The sequence below is a fragment of the Leifsonia sp. Leaf336 genome (assembly GCF_001423695.1).
Classification (GTDB): domain Bacteria; phylum Actinomycetota; class Actinomycetes; order Actinomycetales; family Microbacteriaceae; genus Leifsonia.
This window is the reverse complement of sequence record NZ_LMOZ01000001.1, coordinates 1,296,180-1,311,156: the sequence shown is the minus strand read 5'-3', so window position 1 is coordinate 1,311,156 and position 14,977 is coordinate 1,296,180. Positions and strand designations below refer to the sequence as shown.

The 14,977-nt window shown below is 67.9% G+C and carries 13 protein-coding genes; 3 read left to right on the top strand and 10 right to left on the bottom strand.

The window, feature by feature from the left end; all coding sequences use genetic code 11:
• Nucleotides 1-3: 3 nt before the first annotated feature.
• The 4 genes from ctaD to ASF88_RS06360 form a co-directional block, all read right to left on the bottom strand.
• A complete protein-coding gene (gene ctaD, locus ASF88_RS06375; RefSeq protein ID WP_055915635.1) occupies nt 4-1,755 on the bottom strand; it encodes an aa3-type cytochrome oxidase subunit I in 1,752 nt (583 codons plus the stop codon).
• 25 nt (nt 1,756-1,780) lie between these two features.
• Nucleotides 1,781-2,668 carry an aa3-type cytochrome oxidase subunit II gene (gene ctaC / locus ASF88_RS06370; protein WP_055915633.1) on the bottom strand — a complete coding sequence of 296 codons (888 nt, stop codon included), beginning with the start codon at nt 2,666-2,668 and terminating at the stop codon, nt 1,781-1,783.
• 144 nt (nt 2,669-2,812) lie between these two features.
• Nucleotides 2,813-3,169 carry an iron-sulfur cluster insertion protein ErpA gene (erpA, locus tag ASF88_RS06365; RefSeq protein WP_055915631.1) on the bottom strand — a complete coding sequence of 119 codons (357 nt, stop codon included), beginning with the start codon at nt 3,167-3,169 and terminating at the stop codon, nt 2,813-2,815.
• Between the two features lie 94 nt (nt 3,170-3,263).
• Nucleotides 3,264-4,700 (bottom strand): dipeptidase, encoded by a 1,437-nt coding sequence (locus ASF88_RS06360; RefSeq protein WP_055915629.1) that lies wholly within the window; start codon nt 4,698-4,700, stop codon nt 3,264-3,266.
• 42 nt (nt 4,701-4,742) lie between these two features.
• Between ASF88_RS06360 and ASF88_RS06355 the strand changes: the two genes are divergently transcribed.
• Both ASF88_RS06355 and ASF88_RS06350 read left to right on the top strand, forming a co-directional pair.
• Nucleotides 4,743-5,339, top strand: coding sequence for a DUF3043 domain-containing protein (locus tag ASF88_RS06355; RefSeq protein ID WP_055915627.1), 597 nt, complete (start codon nt 4,743-4,745; stop codon nt 5,337-5,339).
• Nucleotide 5,340: 1 nt separating this feature from the next.
• Nucleotides 5,341-6,261 (top strand): ribonuclease HI family protein, encoded by a 921-nt coding sequence (locus ASF88_RS06350; protein ID WP_055915625.1) that lies wholly within the window; start codon nt 5,341-5,343, stop codon nt 6,259-6,261.
• Here ASF88_RS06350 and ASF88_RS06345 read toward each other — a convergent pair.
• The 3 genes from ASF88_RS06345 to hisD all read right to left on the bottom strand — a co-directional run bounded on the left by ASF88_RS06345 (nt 6,229) and on the right by hisD (nt 9,207).
• On the bottom strand, nt 6,229-7,272 hold the full coding sequence (locus tag ASF88_RS06345; RefSeq protein WP_055915623.1) for a quinone-dependent dihydroorotate dehydrogenase: 1,044 nt from the start codon (nt 7,270-7,272) through the stop codon (nt 6,229-6,231). The two genes, ASF88_RS06350 and ASF88_RS06345, sit on opposite strands and share 33 nt — an antisense overlap.
• Before the next feature lie 48 nt (nt 7,273-7,320).
• Nucleotides 7,321-7,794 carry a transcriptional regulator NrdR gene (gene nrdR / locus ASF88_RS06340; RefSeq protein ID WP_055915621.1) on the bottom strand — a complete coding sequence of 158 codons (474 nt, stop codon included), beginning with the start codon at nt 7,792-7,794 and terminating at the stop codon, nt 7,321-7,323.
• A 108-nt stretch (nt 7,795-7,902) separates the two neighbouring features.
• Entirely contained in the window at nt 7,903-9,207 is a 1,305-nt protein-coding gene (gene hisD, locus ASF88_RS06335) for a histidinol dehydrogenase (RefSeq protein WP_055915619.1), read from the bottom strand.
• Nucleotides 9,208-9,311: 104 nt separating this feature from the next.
• On the opposite strand from hisD, the gene ASF88_RS06330 reads away from it, so the two are divergent.
• Nucleotides 9,312-9,818, top strand: a complete 507-nt coding sequence (locus tag ASF88_RS06330; protein ID WP_055915617.1) for a flavin reductase family protein — start codon at nt 9,312-9,314, stop codon at nt 9,816-9,818.
• Between the two features lie 69 nt (nt 9,819-9,887).
• Here ASF88_RS06330 and dnaE read toward each other — a convergent pair whose 3' ends face one another.
• The 3 genes from dnaE to lspA form a co-directional block, all read right to left on the bottom strand.
• Nucleotides 9,888-13,364 (bottom strand): DNA polymerase III subunit alpha, encoded by a 3,477-nt coding sequence (gene dnaE / locus ASF88_RS06325; protein ID WP_055916786.1) that lies wholly within the window; start codon nt 13,362-13,364, stop codon nt 9,888-9,890.
• A 93-nt stretch (nt 13,365-13,457) separates the two neighbouring features.
• The gene (locus ASF88_RS06320; protein ID WP_055915615.1) at nt 13,458-14,378 is read right to left on the bottom strand and encodes an RluA family pseudouridine synthase; all 921 of its coding nucleotides are present in this window, start codon (nt 14,376-14,378) and stop codon (nt 13,458-13,460) included.
• The gene (gene lspA, locus ASF88_RS06315; protein ID WP_055915612.1) at nt 14,378-14,968 is read right to left on the bottom strand and encodes a signal peptidase II; all 591 of its coding nucleotides are present in this window, start codon (nt 14,966-14,968) and stop codon (nt 14,378-14,380) included. Before lspA ends, ASF88_RS06320 begins: the two co-directional genes overlap by 1 nt.
• Between the last annotated feature and the right edge of the window lie 9 nt (nt 14,969-14,977).

Here is a 14,977-nt window from a genome sequence, read left to right as displayed (position 1 = left end):
GGTTCACTTCACCTTGCTGTCTGCGATGTCGAGCACAGGGGCATCGGGGGCGTCCTTGCCGCCGCCGATACCGATCGGGATGCCGGCCTCCGGGTGGTTCAGGTCGAATGCCGGCGACTCCGAACGGATCCGCGGGATGGACGTGAAGTTGTGCCGCGGCGGCGGGCAGGAGGTCGCCCACTCGAGCGAGCGTCCGTAGCCCCACGGGTCGTTGACGGTGACCTTCGGCGCGTTGCGCGCCGTGAGGTAGACATTGACGAAGAACGGGATCATCGAGACGGCCAGGATGCCCGCACCGATCGACGAGACCTGGTTCATCCACGTGAAGCCGTCGGACGGCAGGTAGGTCGCATACCGTCGGGGCATGCCGACAACGCCCAGCCAGTGCTGGATGAGGAACGTCGTGTGGAAGCCGATGAACAGCAACCAGAAGTGCCACTTGCCCAGCCGGTCGTTGAGCATCTTGCCCGTCCACTTGGGCCACCAGAAGTAGAACCCGGCGAACATCGCGAACACGACGGTTCCGAACACCACGTAGTGGAAGTGCGCCACGACGAAGTACGTGTCGGACACGTGGAAGTCGAGCGGCGGCGACGCGAGGATGACACCGGTCAGACCACCGAAGGTGAACGTGATGAGGAAGCCGATCGACCACAGCATGGGCGACTCGAACGTCAGCGATCCACGCCACATCGTGCCGATCCAGTTGAAGATCTTCACACCGGTCGGAACAGCGATGAGCATCGTCATCAGTGAGAACCAGGGCAGCAGGACCGAGCCGGTCACGTACATGTGGTGGGCCCACACCGTGACGGACAGGGCCGCGATCGAGATCGTCGCGTAGATCAGGGTCTTGTACCCGAAGATCGGCTTGCGGCTGAACACCGGGAAGATCTCGGACACGATGCCGAAGAACGGCAGCGCGATGATGTAGACCTCCGGATGCCCGAAGAACCAGAACAGGTGCTGCCAGAGCAGCGCCCCTCCGTTGGCCGCGTCGTAGATGTGCGCGTCGAACACGCGGTCGGCGGCGAGCGCGAAGAGCGCCGCAGCCAGGACCGGGAAGGCCATGAGCACGAGGATCGACGTGACCAGGATGTTCCACGTGAAGATCGGCATGCGGAACATGGTCATGCCCGGGGCGCGCATCGTGATGATGGTGGTGATGAAGTTCACCGCACCGAGGATCGTTCCGAAGCCCGACAGACCGAGGCCGACGACCCAGAGATTGCCTCCGACGCCGGGTGAGAACGTCGTACTCGACAACGGCGCGTAGGCGAACCACCCGAACGAGGCGGCACCCTGCGGGGTGAGGAAGCCGGCGACCGCGATCAGCGATCCGAACGAGTAGAACCAGTACGCGAGAGCGTTCAGTCGCGGGAACGCCACGTCGGGAGCGCCGATCTGGAGCGGCATGAGCACGTTGGCGAACCCGGCGAACAGCGGCGTCGCGAACATCAGCAGCATGATCGTGCCGTGCATCGTGAACAGCTGGTTGTACTGCTCCTTGGTCTGAACGACCTCCAGGCCCGGCTCGAACAGCTGGGCGCGGATGATCAGCGCCATCACGCCGCCGATCAAGAAGTAGATGAACGACGAGATGAGGTACATGTACCCGATCGTCTTGTGGTCCGTCGACGTGATGTAGTTCACGAGGATGTTGCCCTTGCGCTCTACCCCGTTCGCGGTGAGGAGAGTGGGCTTCGGAGCGGCAGGAGCGGTGGTCGCTCCCGGCGCCGGTGCTGTCGTCGTCATGCGTCTGTCCTACTCGTTGCCGGAATCACTCGTTGCCCGTAGGGGCGCCCGTGCCGGGCAGGTTGTTGTTGCGGTCGTACTCCGACCCCAGCTGCCCCTCGAAGCCCTTGTCGCGGAGGGACTGGATGTGAGCGTCGTACTCGCTCTGCGAGACGATCTTCACGTTGAAGAGCATCGCGGAGTGGTACTCGCCGCACAGCTCGGCGCACTTGCCGACGAAGGTTCCCGTGCGGCCGGTGGTCGAGAAGTACATGTAGTTCGTCTTGCCCGGGATGACGTCCTTCTTGTAGAGGAAGGCGGGCACCCAGAACGAGTGGATCACGTCGCGCGAGTCGAGCTGGATCGTGACCTTCTTGTTCTCGGGGAGGTAGAGCGTGGGGATCTGGCCCTCTTGGACGGTGCCGGGGGCGGCACTCGAGTCGTCGGGCTGGGCCTGGATTCCCGGGTCGTACACGTTGTCGGTGACGTAGTTGAAGTCCCACGCCCACTGCTTGGCGTAGACCTGGATCTTGAGGTCGGGGTGCGCGTACGGCTGCTCGATGGCGTTCTGGTCGCGCGCGGTGAAGGCGAAGAAGCCGAGCACCAGGATGAGCGGGACGATCGTGTAGAAGATCTCGATCGGCATGTTGTAGCGCAACTGAACCGGGAGGCCGGTCTGGCCCTTGCGGCGTCGGTAGACGATGACCGCCCAGAGGATCAGGCCCCACACGACGATGCCCACGATGAGAAGGACGATCCAGCTCGTCACCCAGAGACCGCTGATGCGCTCCGTGTGATTCGTGACGGGCTGCTCGCCCTCGACGAAGCCCGGCAGGAAGCCGTGGAGCTGGGCCTGCGTGCAGCCCGCGAGGACGATAGCGAGTGTCGCTGCGATCGGGATGGCAGCCCATCGGAGACGGCGATTGTGACGCACCGGTGACCTTTCGAGAGACTCGGGGACAGTTCACATGCAACTGTATGTGGCGTTATCTACCCTACTCCGCCGGACACCCGGTTTTGAACACAAAGGGCCGCCCACAAGGGGCGGCCCAGAGGTGTTTTCTATGCTATAGACGGCTCAGTGGAACGAGTCTCCGCAGGCGCACGACCCCGTCGCGTTGGGGTTGTCGATGGTGAATCCCTGCTTCTGGATGGTGTCCTCGAAGTCGATCGTCGCGCCGTCCAGATAGGGGACGCTCATCTTGTCGACGATGACCTCGACCCCCTCGAAATCGACCGTGGCGTCGCCGTCGAGCATGCGCTCGTCGAAGTACAGCTGGTAGATCAGACCGGAGCAGCCGCCGGGCTGCACGGCGACGCGCAGGCGCAGGTCGTCGCGGCCCTCCTGCTCGAGCAGGCTCTTCACCTTGCCCGCTGCGTTGTCGGTCAGGCCGACGCCGTGGGCTTTGGTCGCGGTCAGCGCTGTGTCGGTCATGGGGCTCCTCACACGAGTGTCGAGAGTTCGATTGCGAAATCTGCGTCGATTGTACGTCGCTTTGTCGGGAGAACGCTCACCAGCGCTACAGCACTCAGCTCTCGCGTCGGTCGAGCCGGGCCAGAAGCAGGGCCTCCGCGAGAATCGCCCGCTTGAACACCCCCAGGTGCAGCGACTCGTTCGGGCTGTGCGCGCGGGTGTCGGGGTCCTCGACCCCCGTCACCAGGATCTGGGCCTCCGGGAACTCGCGCACCAGGTCGGCGATGAACGGGATCGACCCCCCGACGCCGGTCTCGACCGCGTCCTTTCCCCAGGCGTCGGCCATCGCCTGCTTGGCCTCTGTCGCGGCCCATCCGGCCGTGTCGACGAGGAACGCGTCGCCGGTGTCGACGTCGCTGATCTCGATGTGTGCGCCGAAAGGCGCGTGCTCGCGCAGGTGGCGCTCGAGTGCCGCGTAGGCCTCCGAGGCGTGCTGCCCCGGTGCGACGCGCGCGCTCAGGCGTACGGCGACGCTGGGGAGGAGGGTGTTGGAGGCGTCCACGACGCTCGGCGCGTCGATCCCGGTGATCGTCACGGTCGGCTGCGACCACATCCGCGACAGGATCGGTCCGGTCCCGATCGGGGTGACGCCGGGCAGCAGCGCGGCCTCCTCGTGGAACTGCTCCTCGCTGAGCGCCGGCGGCTCCGCCGCGTCGTCGTGCGAGCGCATCCCCTCGACGGCGACCGACCCGTTCTCGTCGTGCAGCGTCGCCAGCAGGGCGACCAGCGCGAGCATGGCGTCGGGCGCCGCTCCCCCGTACATCCCGGAGTGCGAGGCGTGCTCCAGCGTGGACACCGTGAGCTTGAAGGTCACGTTCCCGCGAAGCGAGACGGTGAGGGCCGGCGTGTCCACGTCGACGTTGTCCGAGTCGGCGACGACGATGACGTCGGCCGCCAGCGCCGCCTTGTTCTGCTCCAGGAAGTTCGCGAACGAGCGCGAGCCGAACTCCTCCTCGCCCTCGATGAAGACCGCGAGGCCGAGGTCGAAGTCGGGGCCGAGGGCCTCGACCAGCGCCCGCACGCTCGCCACGTGTGACATGACGCCCGCCTTGTCGTCCGCGGCGCCGCGGCCGTAGAGCCGGTCGCCCCGCACGGTCGGCTCGAACGGAGGGGTGTCCCAGTTCGCGGCGTCGCCCTGGGGCTGCACGTCGTGGTGGGCGTAGAGCAGCACGGTCGGGCGGCCGTTCTTCGCCGCGCGGGTCGCGAGCACGGCGGGCTGACCCAGGGTCTCCCCCGAAATCGGCGCCTGTTTCACCTCCACGCTGTCGAACGCGCCCGTCTCGCGCAGCAGCCCGGCGACCGCATCGGCGCTCGCGCGCACGTTCGCGGGGTCGTAGGCCGCCCACGAGACCGACGGGATGCGCACCAGGCGCGAGAGCTCGGCGATCGTAGCGGGGAGGCCGGTCTCGACGGCGGCCCGGACGCGCGCTTCCGCCGCGTCGGTCTCCCCGCCTGCGATTCGGCCGGAAGGAGTCTGCTGGGAGTCTGTCATGCGGGTAATCTTAAACGGACCCCTGAAACGAAGGCGCAAGCGTTGGCGAAACGACAGAACCCGGCGGCCGAGGCGGAGACGCCCGCCGTCGAGACCCCCGAAGAGACCGCAGCCCGGCTCACGCAGGGCAAGGGCGCTCCCACGCCCTCCCGTCGTGAGCAGGAGGCCGCCCGCAAGCGGCCCCTAGTGCCCACCGACCGCAAGGAGGCGGCTCGCACGGCGCGCACCAAGCAGGCCGAGGCTCGCGAGAAGGCCCGGGTCGGCATGGCCGCGGGCGACGAGCGCTACCTGACCGCCCGCGACCGCGGACCGCAGCGGCGCTACGTGCGCGACTACGTCGACGCTCGCTTCAGCATCGGCGAGTTCCTCATCCCGGTCATGCTGCTGGTCATCGTGCTCAGCTTCCTGCCGTGGCAGTTCATGCAGCTCTGGGGCCTCGTCGCGCTGTGGGCGTTCTTCCTGATCGCGGTCATCGACTGCATCGTCCTCGGCTTCGTGGTCACCAAGAAGATCGGCGACAAGTTCGGCAAGACCAAGGTCGAGCGCGGCCTCAAGTGGTACGCCGCCATGCGCGCGCTGCAGCTGCGTGTCATGCGCCTGCCGAAGCCGCAGGTCAAGCGCGGACACTTCCCCAGCTGACGTGACGATCGTCGCAGCGGCGGACGGCTCCGCCCTCGGTAACCCCGGTCCGGCCGGATGGGCCTGGTACGTCGATGACGACCACTGGTCGGCGGGCGGCTGGCCGCACGGCACCAACAACATGGGCGAGCTCATGGCGGTCATCGACCTCCTGGAGTCGACCGCGCACGTCGACGACGACCTGCGAATCCTGTGCGACAGCCAGTACGTGATCAACTCGGTCACCAAGTGGATGCCGGGCTGGAAGCGCAAGGGCTGGCGCAAGTCCGACGGCTCCCCCGTTCTGAACCGCGAACTCCTCGAACGCCTGGATCGCGCACTGCACGGCCGCAGCTACACGTTCGAGTGGGTCAAGGGGCACGCCGGCCACGATCTCAACGAGGCCGCCGATCTGCGTGCCCGAGCGGCCGCCACCGCGTACCGCGACGGCGACGCGATCCCGATCGGCCCGGGCTGGCCGGGGGCCGCGGTGCACGAGCCCGCACCCGCCCTGGCCGTCGCCGAGCCGGTCGCGCCGAGCCCCGCACCGGCGCAGACGAGCGTCGAGCTCGAGCTGTTCGACGACCTCCTGAGTGCCGCCGAGACCGACGAGGAGATCGTCCGCCGGCTCGAGCGCGAGCTCATCGAGCCCGCTGTCCGCTCCGACGCCTCCCGCGTCGCCGCCCTCCTGCACCCCGAGTTCGAGGAGATCGGTCGCTCGGGAACGCTGTGGGGGCGCGACGCGATCCTGGAGGCGCTGGCCGAGGAGGACTCCGCTGCGGCCGAACTCGCCATCCTCGGAACCGAGCGCATCGGCACGGACGCGATCCTGCTCACCGCACGCACGGTCGACGAGCGCGGAGCCAGCCTGCGCAGCTCGCTGTGGCTGCGCAGCAGCGGCCGGTGGCGCCTACGCTTCCACCAGGGCACGCCGGAGGCGTAACAGCCCGCGGTTGATCTGGCGCGCCCAGAGCGGTCCGCGGTAGAGGAACGCCGTGTACCCCTGCACGAGAGTGGCGCCGGCGTCCAGCCGGTGCTGCACGTCCTCCGCCGTCTCGACGCCGCCGACCGAGATCACGCACAGGTCTGCGGGAACGTGCGCCCGGATCAGCCGGAGCACCTCGAGCGACCGGGCGGCCAGCGGGGCACCCGATAGGCCGCCGGCCCCGGCGGCCTCCACGACGGCCGGATCTGTCGTCAGGCCCTCGCGCGAGATGGTGGTGTTCGTGGCAATGATGCCGGCAAGTGCGAGCTCGACGGCCAGGCCCGCGATCTTCTCGACCTGCTCGTCGGTCAGGTCGGGGGCGATCTTGACCAGCAACGGTGTCGAGCCTGCCACTTCCTTGACCGCGCTCAGCAGCGGTGCGAGCAGTTCGAGTTCCTGGAGGCCGCGCAGACCGGGCGTGTTCGGCGAACTCACGTTCACGACCAGGTAGTCGGCGACCGGGGCGAGCGCCCTGGCGCTCGTCAGGTAGTCCTGCGTGGCGTCTTCGACCGCGACGACCCGGCTCTTGCCGATGTTCACGCCGAGCACCGGCCGCTGCCCTGCGCGCCGCACCTTCAGGAGGCGGTTGGCGGCATCACCGGCACCGTGGTTGTTGAAGCCCATCCGGTTGATGACCGCGCGGTCCGGTATCAGCCGGAAGAGTCGCGGCCGGTCGTTGCCCGGCTGTGCGAGAGCGGTGATGGTGCCGACTTCGACGTGCCCGAATCCGAGGTCGCCGAGCCCGATCACGGCCTCCCCGTCTTTGTCGAACCCGGCCGCGACGCCGAACGGCGACGCGAACCGCAGCCCGAGCGCCTCGACGGCGAGCGACGGGTCGGGCGCCGTGAACCGGCGGACAAGGCCGCCCAGCCCGACGGCCGGGAGTGCGCGGATCACCAGGAAGGCGAGGTGGTGCGCGCGCTCGGGATCGAGCTTCGACAGGACGAGGGAGAAGAGTGTGCGATACATGCCGGTACGAGAATACCGCGCGGCGTGGACCGAGCCGTCAGGCCTCCATCACGCCTCGACGTCGACCGGCTCGCCGTGGTGCTCGACGCGCAGCTGCTGGATGGCCTCTTCGAAGTCTTCGAGGGAGTCGAACGCCTGGTAGACGCTCGCGAACCGCAGATAGGCGACCTCGTCGAGCTCGCGCAGCTCGGGGAGGATGGCGAGGCCGATGTCGTTGGCCTCGATCTGGGAGGCACCGGTCGAGCGGATGGTCTCTTCGACCTTCTGGGCGAGCACCGCCAGGTCGGAGTCGGTCACCGGGCGGCCCTGACAGGCCTTGCGGACCCCGAGCACGATCTTCTCGCGGCTGAACGGCTCGACGACACCGCTGCGCTTGATCACGCTGAGGCTCGCGGTCTCCGTAGTCGAGAAGCGACGGCCGCACTCCGGGCACTGCCGACGCCGCCGGATGGAGAGCCCGTCGTCGCTCGTTCGGGAGTCGATGACACGGGAGTCCGGGTGGCGGCAGAAGGGGCAGTACATGCAGCAGATCTTATCGCGCGGTGGAGCTTGGGGCAGCGCGGAGCGATGCTGCGACCCCAGCGCCGAGGGAGCCTGCGACCGAGGTCAAGAGCCTGCAGCCGAGGTCGCTCACTCGAAGCGGATCGTCACCGCTTCGCCGTGCGCAGGGAGGTCCTCCGCGGCGGAGAGCGCCACGATGCGGTCGGCGACCGTGCGGAGGGCGTCGCGGTCGTACCGGATCACCTGCTGCGGACGCAGGAACGAATACGCGCCGAGGCCGGCCGAGAACCGGGCCTGGCCGCCGGTCGGAAGGACGTGGTTGGAGCCGGCGAGATAGTCGCCGAGGCTGACCGGCGCGGTCGGGCCGACGAAGATCGCGCCCGCGTTCTGGATGAGCGCCAGCAGGGCATCCGTGTCGGACGTCTGCAGCTCGAGGTGCTCCGGCCCGTAGGCGTTGCTGAACGCGGCGGCCGCAGCGAGGTCGTCGACCAGCACGATCGCCGACTGCGGGCCGCCGAGCGCCGTGCGCACGCGATCGGCGTGCTTGGTCGCCCCCGCGAGCGCGTCGAGTTGCGCGGACACGAGGTCGGCGAAGGCAGGGCTGTCGGTGACGAGCAGGGAGGCCGCGGCCTCGTCGTGCTCCGCCTGGCTGATGAGGTCGGCGGCCACGTACCGGGGGTCGGCGGAGTCGTCGGCGATCACCAGGATCTCGGTCGTCCCGGCCTCCGAGTCGATGCCGGTCTGACCGCGCACGACGCGCTTGGCCGCCGCGACGTAGATGTTGCCGGGGCCGGTGATGACCTGCACCGGGTCGAGCGCGATGCCTTCGACGCCGTAGGCGAGAGCGCCGATCGCTCCGGCGCCTCCCATCGCGTACACCTCGTCGATGCCCAGCAGGCCGGCGGCGCCGAGGATGACCGGGTGCACCGCACCGCCGAACTCGCGCTGCGGCGGGCTCGCCAGCGCGACCGACGAGACGCCGGCGACCTGGGCGGGGACCGCGTTCATCACGACGCTCGACGGGTAGACCGCCTTGCCCCCCGGAACGTAGAGGCCGGCGCGCTCGACGGGCTGCCAGCGCTGCACGATGGTCGCGCCCGGGCCGATGCGGGTCTCCGCGGCCGCCGGAACCTGCGCGGCCGTCGCCTCGCGCACACGCGCGATCGCCTCCTCCAGGGCTTCCCGCACCTGCGGCGCGAGGGCCCCGACCGCGGCGGCGATGTCGGAGGCCGGCACGCGGATCGACGCGGGAGCCCCGCCGTCGAACCGCTCGGCCTGCTCGGCGAGGGCAGCCGCTCCCCGGGCCCGAACGTCATGGATCAGCTCTGCGGCGACCTCCATCGCGACCTGGACGTCGACGACGGGACGGGGAACGAGCCGCTCGAAGGCGGCGCGAGTAGGCTGGACTCCGCGGAGATCGATGGTGTTCATCATGGCCGTAACAGCCTATCCGCTCCCGACTCCCCCGCCTCGGGCAGTGTCCGCCCCTGAAACGCCCTGCGGGAATCCCCGACGTCGAACGGTGCTTCTTAACCTTTATGAACGATGTGACCACCGACCGCACACCCGACCTCTCCGCGTTCCGCCAGGCCTTCCGCCGGCACGCCGCGGGAGTGGCCATCGTCACCGCCCAGACGGCGGACGGAACACCGGTCGGCTTCACGGCCACGTCGCTCGCGTCGCTCGCCGCCGTCCCTCCGCTGGCGACGTTCAACATGGCGCTCTCGGCGTCGAGCTGGCCGGCGATCGCGGAGACCGAGCGCGTCGTCATCCACATGCTCGGGGTGCGCAACAAGGGCGTCGCCGAGATCCTGTCGGACGACAACTCGCGGCGCTTCCTCGGCGACCATTGGCATCGCGGACCGCACGGCCTCCCCGTCATCAACGATGTGACCTCGTGGATGGTCGGCCGCATCGTCGAGCGGTTCCCGGTGCACAACAGCGCGGTGGTCGTCGTGCAGATCGAAGGCGGAGAGCTGGGCGAGCCCGACGAGCCGCTGCTCTACCACGAGCGCCGCTACCACCGGCCCAGCGAGCTGGACTGAGAGCGCACATTCGTGACGATTGTCGACTTTCGTGGCACGAATGTCGACATTCGTGACGAAAGAGACTCGCTAGACCAGGCAGTTGGGGCCGAGCAGGCCCTTCAGCTCGCCGTAGAGGTCGGGCGACAGCTTGACCTGATAGCGCGGGAGGTTCTGGACGCGCATGACGCCGCCATCGATCAGGCCGAGCTTCACCTCGTTCTGCCCCTCATGGCGGCGGAAGATCTCGTCCAACCGGTGGGCGATCTCCTCAGTGGCGCGGCGGTTCTGCACCGCGATCATCAACGTCCCCCCACCCTCGTCGACCTGGCCGAGGTCGGGTGACATGAGCGAGTAGGCGTGGAGGTTCATGCCGTCGTCTCGAAGACTCACACGGCCGCGCGCGACGACGATGGAGTCGCTCTGCAGCATCGAGGAGTACTCCTGATACGCCTTTCCCATGAACATGACCGTGATCTCGCCACCGAAGTCCTCGACCTGGATCATCCCGTACTGGTTGCCCGAGGCCTTTGCAACCCGATGCTGCACGCTCGTGACGAGCCCGGCGATGGTTACGGTCTCGCCGTCCTGGATGTTCTCCGACGCGAGCAGGTCGGCGATCGAGGTGCTCGCATGCTTGGCGAGAGGCAGTTCCAACCCTGCCAACGGATGGTCGGACACGTAGAGTCCGAGCATCTCTCGCTCGAACGCGAGCTTGGTCTTCTTGTTCCACTCCGGCCGCGGCTCGATGTAGTGCTGTGTCTGAGCCGTCTCGTCCTCACCCCAGAGACTGTCGAAGTCGAACCCGATATCGCCATTGGCCTCGTTGCGCTTGATCTTCACCGCAGACTCCACGGCCTCCTCGTGCACCGTGAGGAGCGAACTGCGCGTGTTCCCGAGCGAGTCGAACGCGCCGGCCTTGATCAGCGACTCGACCGTGCGCTTGTTCGCGGCGTGGATCGGCACCTTGTTGAGGAAGTCGTGGAACGACTCGAAGCGCCCCTTGCTCTCGCGGGCCTCCCTGACACCTTCGACGACGTTCGCGCCGACGTTGCGCACGGCGCCCATGCCGAAACGGATGTCCTCTCCGACGGCCGCGAAGTAGAGGTTCGACTCGTTGACGTCGGGCGGCAGCACCTTGATGCCCATGCGCCGGCACTCGTTGAGGTAGAGGGCCATCTTGTCCTTGGAGTCGCCGACGCTGGTGAGCAGCGCCGCCATGTACTCCGCGGGGTAGTGGGCCTTGAGGTAGGCCGTCCAGTACGAGATGACGCCGTAGGCGGCGGAGTGCGCCTTGTTGAAGGCGTAGTCGGAGAACGGCAGGAGGATCTCCCACAGCTTGCCGACGGCCGCCATCGAGTAGCCGCGATCGACCATGCCCTGCGAGAAGCCCTCGAACTGCTTGTCGAGCTCGGACTTCTTCTTCTTGCCCATCGCGCGACGCAGGATGTCGGCCTGTCCGAGTGAGAAGCCCGCGACCTTCTGCGCGATCGCCATGACCTGCTCCTGATAGATGATCAGGCCGTAGCTGGTCGAGAGGATGTCCTCCAGGGGCTCCGCGAGCTCCGGGTGGATCGGTGTGATGTCTTGCAGACCGTTCTTGCGCAGCGCGTAGTTGGTGTGCGAGTTCGCGCCCATTGGGCCGGGTCGGTACAGCGCGATCAGTGCCGAGATGTCCTCGAAGTTGTCGGGCTTCATCAGGCGCAGCAGCGAGCGCATCGGGCCGCCGTCGAGCTGGAACACGCCGAGCGTGTCTCCGCGCGACAGGAGCTCGTAGGCGGGCCGGTCGTCGAGCTCGAGGTCCTCCAGGACGAGGTTCACACCGCGGTTGTCGCGGATGTTGTCGAGCGCATCGTTGATGATCGTCAGGTTGCGCAGACCCAGGAAGTCCATCTTGATCAGGCCGAGCGACTCGCACGCCGGATAGTCGAACTGCGTGACGATCTGGCCGTCCTGCTCGCGCTTCATGATGGGGATGACGTCGATGAGCGGATCCGACGACATGATGACGCCGGCCGCGTGCACCCCCCACTGGCGCTTGAGGTTCTCGAGCCCGAGCGCCGTGTCGAAGACGGTCTTGGCCTCCGGATCCGTCTCGACGACGGTGCGGATGTCGACGGCCTCCTTGTAGCGCGGGTGCTCCTTGTCGAAGATCCCGGTCAGCGGGATGTCTTTGCCCATGACGGGCGGCGGCATCGCCTTGGTGAGCTTCTCGCCCATCGAGAACGGGAAGCCGAGGACGCGACCGGAGTCTTTCAGCGCCTGCTTGGCCTTGATGGTGCCGTACGTGACGATCTGCGCGACGCGCTCCGACCCGTACTTCTCGGTCACGTACTTGATGACCTCGCCGCGGCGGCGGTCGTCGAAGTCGACGTCGAAGTCGGGCATGGAGACGCGGTCGGGGTTGAGGAAGCGCTCGAAGATGAGGCCGTGCTGCAGCGGGTCGAGATCGGTGATGCGCATGGCGTAGGCGGCCATCGAGCCGGCGCCCGAACCACGGCCCGGCCCGACGCGGATGCCGTTGCGCTTGGACCAGTTGATGAAGTCGGCGACGACCAGGAAGTAGCCGGGGAAGCCCATCTGCGAGATGACGCCGATCTCGTAGTCGGCCTGCTTGCGCACCTCGGGGGTGATGCCGTTCGGGTAACGCTCCTCGAGCCCCTTCTCGACCTCTTTGACGAACCAGCTCTGCTCGTTCTCGCCCTCGGGCACCGGGAAGCGCGGCATGTAGTTCGCCGCGGTGTCGAACTTCACGTCGACGCGCTCGGCGATCGCCAGCGTGTTGTCGCACGCGTCGGGGTGGTCGCGGAAGAGCTGACGCATCTCCTCCGGCGTCTTGAGGTAGAACTCGTCGGCGTCGAACTTGAACCGGTTGGGGTCGTCGAGCGTCGAGCCCGACTGCACGCACAACAGCGCGGCGTGGCTCTTGGCGTCCGCGGCGTGCGTGTAGTGGAGGTCGTTGGTCGCGACGAGCGGGATGCCGAGCTCTTTCGCGAGCCGGATCAGGTCGCTCATGATCCGGCGCTCGATGCCGAGCCCATGGTCCATGATCTCGGCGAAGAAGTTCTCTTTTCCGAAGATGTCCCGGAACTCCGCCGCGGCCTTCTTGGCCTCGTCGTACTGGCCCAGCCGCAGGCGCGTCTGAACCTCGCCCGACGGGCAGCCGGTGGTCGCGATGATCCCCTTCGAGTACCGGCTGAGGAGCTCGCGGTCCATGCGCGGCTTGAAGTAGTAACCCTCGATCGAGGCGTAGGACGACAACCGGAACAGGTTGTGCATCCCCTCGGTCGTGGCCGCGAGCATCGTCATGTGCGTGTAGGCGCCGGAGCCCGAGACGTCGTCGCCCCCGCCGTCTCCCCAGCGCACACGGGTCTTGTCGGTGCGGTGGGTGCGCGGCGTCAGATACGCCTCGGTGCCGATGATCGGCTTGATGCCCGCGTCGGTCGCCGTGCGCCAGAAGTCGAAGGCGCCGAACATGTTGCCGTGGTCGGTGATGGCCACGGCCGGCATGCCCTGCTCGACCGCGGCCTCGATGAGCGGTTTGACGCGTGCGGCCCCATCGAGCATGGAGTACTCGCTGTGGACGTGGAGATGGACGAACGAATCAGTCGAAGGCACTGGTGCTCCGGGTCGAGGTTTGGGCTTAAGACTACGTCTGACCTACGACGCTCGGAGCACGTCGAGAGCGTGTTGCAGATCCTCGGGGTAGGTCGTCGTGAACGTGACCCACTCCCCCGTCGCGGGGTGCTCGAACGCGAGCTGGACCGCATGCAGCCACTGGCGGGTGAGCCCGAGCCGCGCCGACAGGGCGGGGTCGGCCCCGTACATGGCGTCGCCGGCGCACGGGTGCCGCTGGGCCGCCATGTGGACGCGGATCTGATGCGTGCGACCGGTCTCGAGATGGATCTCGAGCAGGCTGGCCGACGGGAACGCCTCGATCGTCTCGTAGTGCGTCACGGAGGGCTTGCCGCCGGCGACGACCGCGAACTTCCAGTCCGACCGCGGGTGGCGCCCGATGGGCGCGTCGATGGTGCCGGTGAGCGGGTCGGGGTGTCCCTGTACGACGGCGTGGTAGATCTTCTCGACGGTGCGGTCGTGGAAGGCCCGCTTGAGGACGGTGTAGGCGTGCTCCGACTTGGCCACGACCATGAGCCCGCTGGTGCCGGCGTCGAGGCGGTGCACGATGCCGGGGCGCTCGGCGGCCCCGGAGGTCGAGATGCGGAAACCCGCGGCGGCCAGTGCCCCGAGCACGGTCGGGCCCTCCCAGCCGACGGAGGGATGCGCCGCCACACCGACGGGCTTGTCGATCACCACGATGTCGTCATCGTCATGGACGACAGTCAGCTCGGGGACGGCGATCGGCACGATGCGCGCCTCCTGACGCGGCTGCCAGCTCACTTCGAGCCAGGAGCCTGCCGTCAGGCGATCGGACTTGTCGGCCTGGCGGCCGTCGACCGTGACGCCGCCGGCCTCGGCGATCTCGGCCGCGAAGCTGCGCGAGAAGCCGAGCAGCTTGGCGAGCCCGGCGTCGACGCGCGACCCGTCGAGACCGTCGGGGATGGGGAAACTGCGCGACTCCATCAGGACTGCGGGGCGCCCGGCTTGTCGACGTGGGAGGGCTCGTCCGCCGGGGCGGGCCGGTCGTCGTCCGCGTTCTCGTCGTACGCCATCTCGTCGTCCTCGGTCTCGTCGTCCTCCTCGCTCGGGCGCCGGCCGTCCAGGCCGATGCCGCGCAAGGTGAGGATGAGGAACAGCACCATGCTCGAGACGATGGCGACGTCGGCGAGGTTGAAGATCGCGGGCAGCAGCGGGATCTGCAGGAAGTCGACGACGTGGCCGACTCCGAAGCCCGGCTCGCGGAAGAGCCGGTCGGTCAGATTTCCGAGCAGACCGCCGAGCAGGAGGCCGAACAGGATCGCCCACGCGGTCGAGCGGATGCGCGGCGCGTACCAGATGACGAAGCCGAGCACGCCGACGCCGACGATGGAGAAGATCCAGGTGGAGCCGCTGCCGATCGAGAACGCGGCACCGGGGTTCTTGACGAAGTGGAACTGGAGGAGCTGCCCGAGGACCTGGACCTGTTGGCCCTCGTAGAGGTTAGCGACAACAAGGACCTTGGCGATCTGGTCGACGAGGTACACGCAGAGCGCGACCACGGCGAGGATCGCCAAGGCCCTGAT

Excerpts from the sequence above, each read along its gene's own strand:
- ctaD (WP_055915635.1), bottom strand. The coding sequence starts at position 1,755 with ATGACGACGACAGCACCGGCGCCGGGAGCGACCACCGCTCCTGCCGCT.
- erpA (WP_055915631.1), bottom strand. The coding sequence starts at position 3,169 with ATGACCGACACAGCGCTGACCGCGACCAAAGCCCACGGCGTCGGCCTG.
- ASF88_RS06360 (WP_055915629.1), bottom strand. The coding sequence starts at position 4,700 with ATGACAGACTCCCAGCAGACTCCTTCCGGCCGAATCGCAGGCGGGGAG.
- ASF88_RS06345 (WP_055915623.1), bottom strand. The coding sequence starts at position 7,272 with ATGTATCGCACACTCTTCTCCCTCGTCCTGTCGAAGCTCGATCCCGAG.
- nrdR (WP_055915621.1), bottom strand. The coding sequence starts at position 7,794 with ATGTACTGCCCCTTCTGCCGCCACCCGGACTCCCGTGTCATCGACTCC.
- hisD (WP_055915619.1), bottom strand. The coding sequence starts at position 9,207 with ATGATGAACACCATCGATCTCCGCGGAGTCCAGCCTACTCGCGCCGCC.
- ASF88_RS06330 (WP_055915617.1), top strand. The coding sequence starts at position 9,312 with ATGAACGATGTGACCACCGACCGCACACCCGACCTCTCCGCGTTCCGC.
- dnaE (WP_055916786.1), bottom strand. The coding sequence starts at position 13,364 with ATGCTCGATGGGGCCGCACGCGTCAAACCGCTCATCGAGGCCGCGGTC.
- ASF88_RS06320 (WP_055915615.1), bottom strand. The coding sequence starts at position 14,378 with ATGGAGTCGCGCAGTTTCCCCATCCCCGACGGTCTCGACGGGTCGCGC.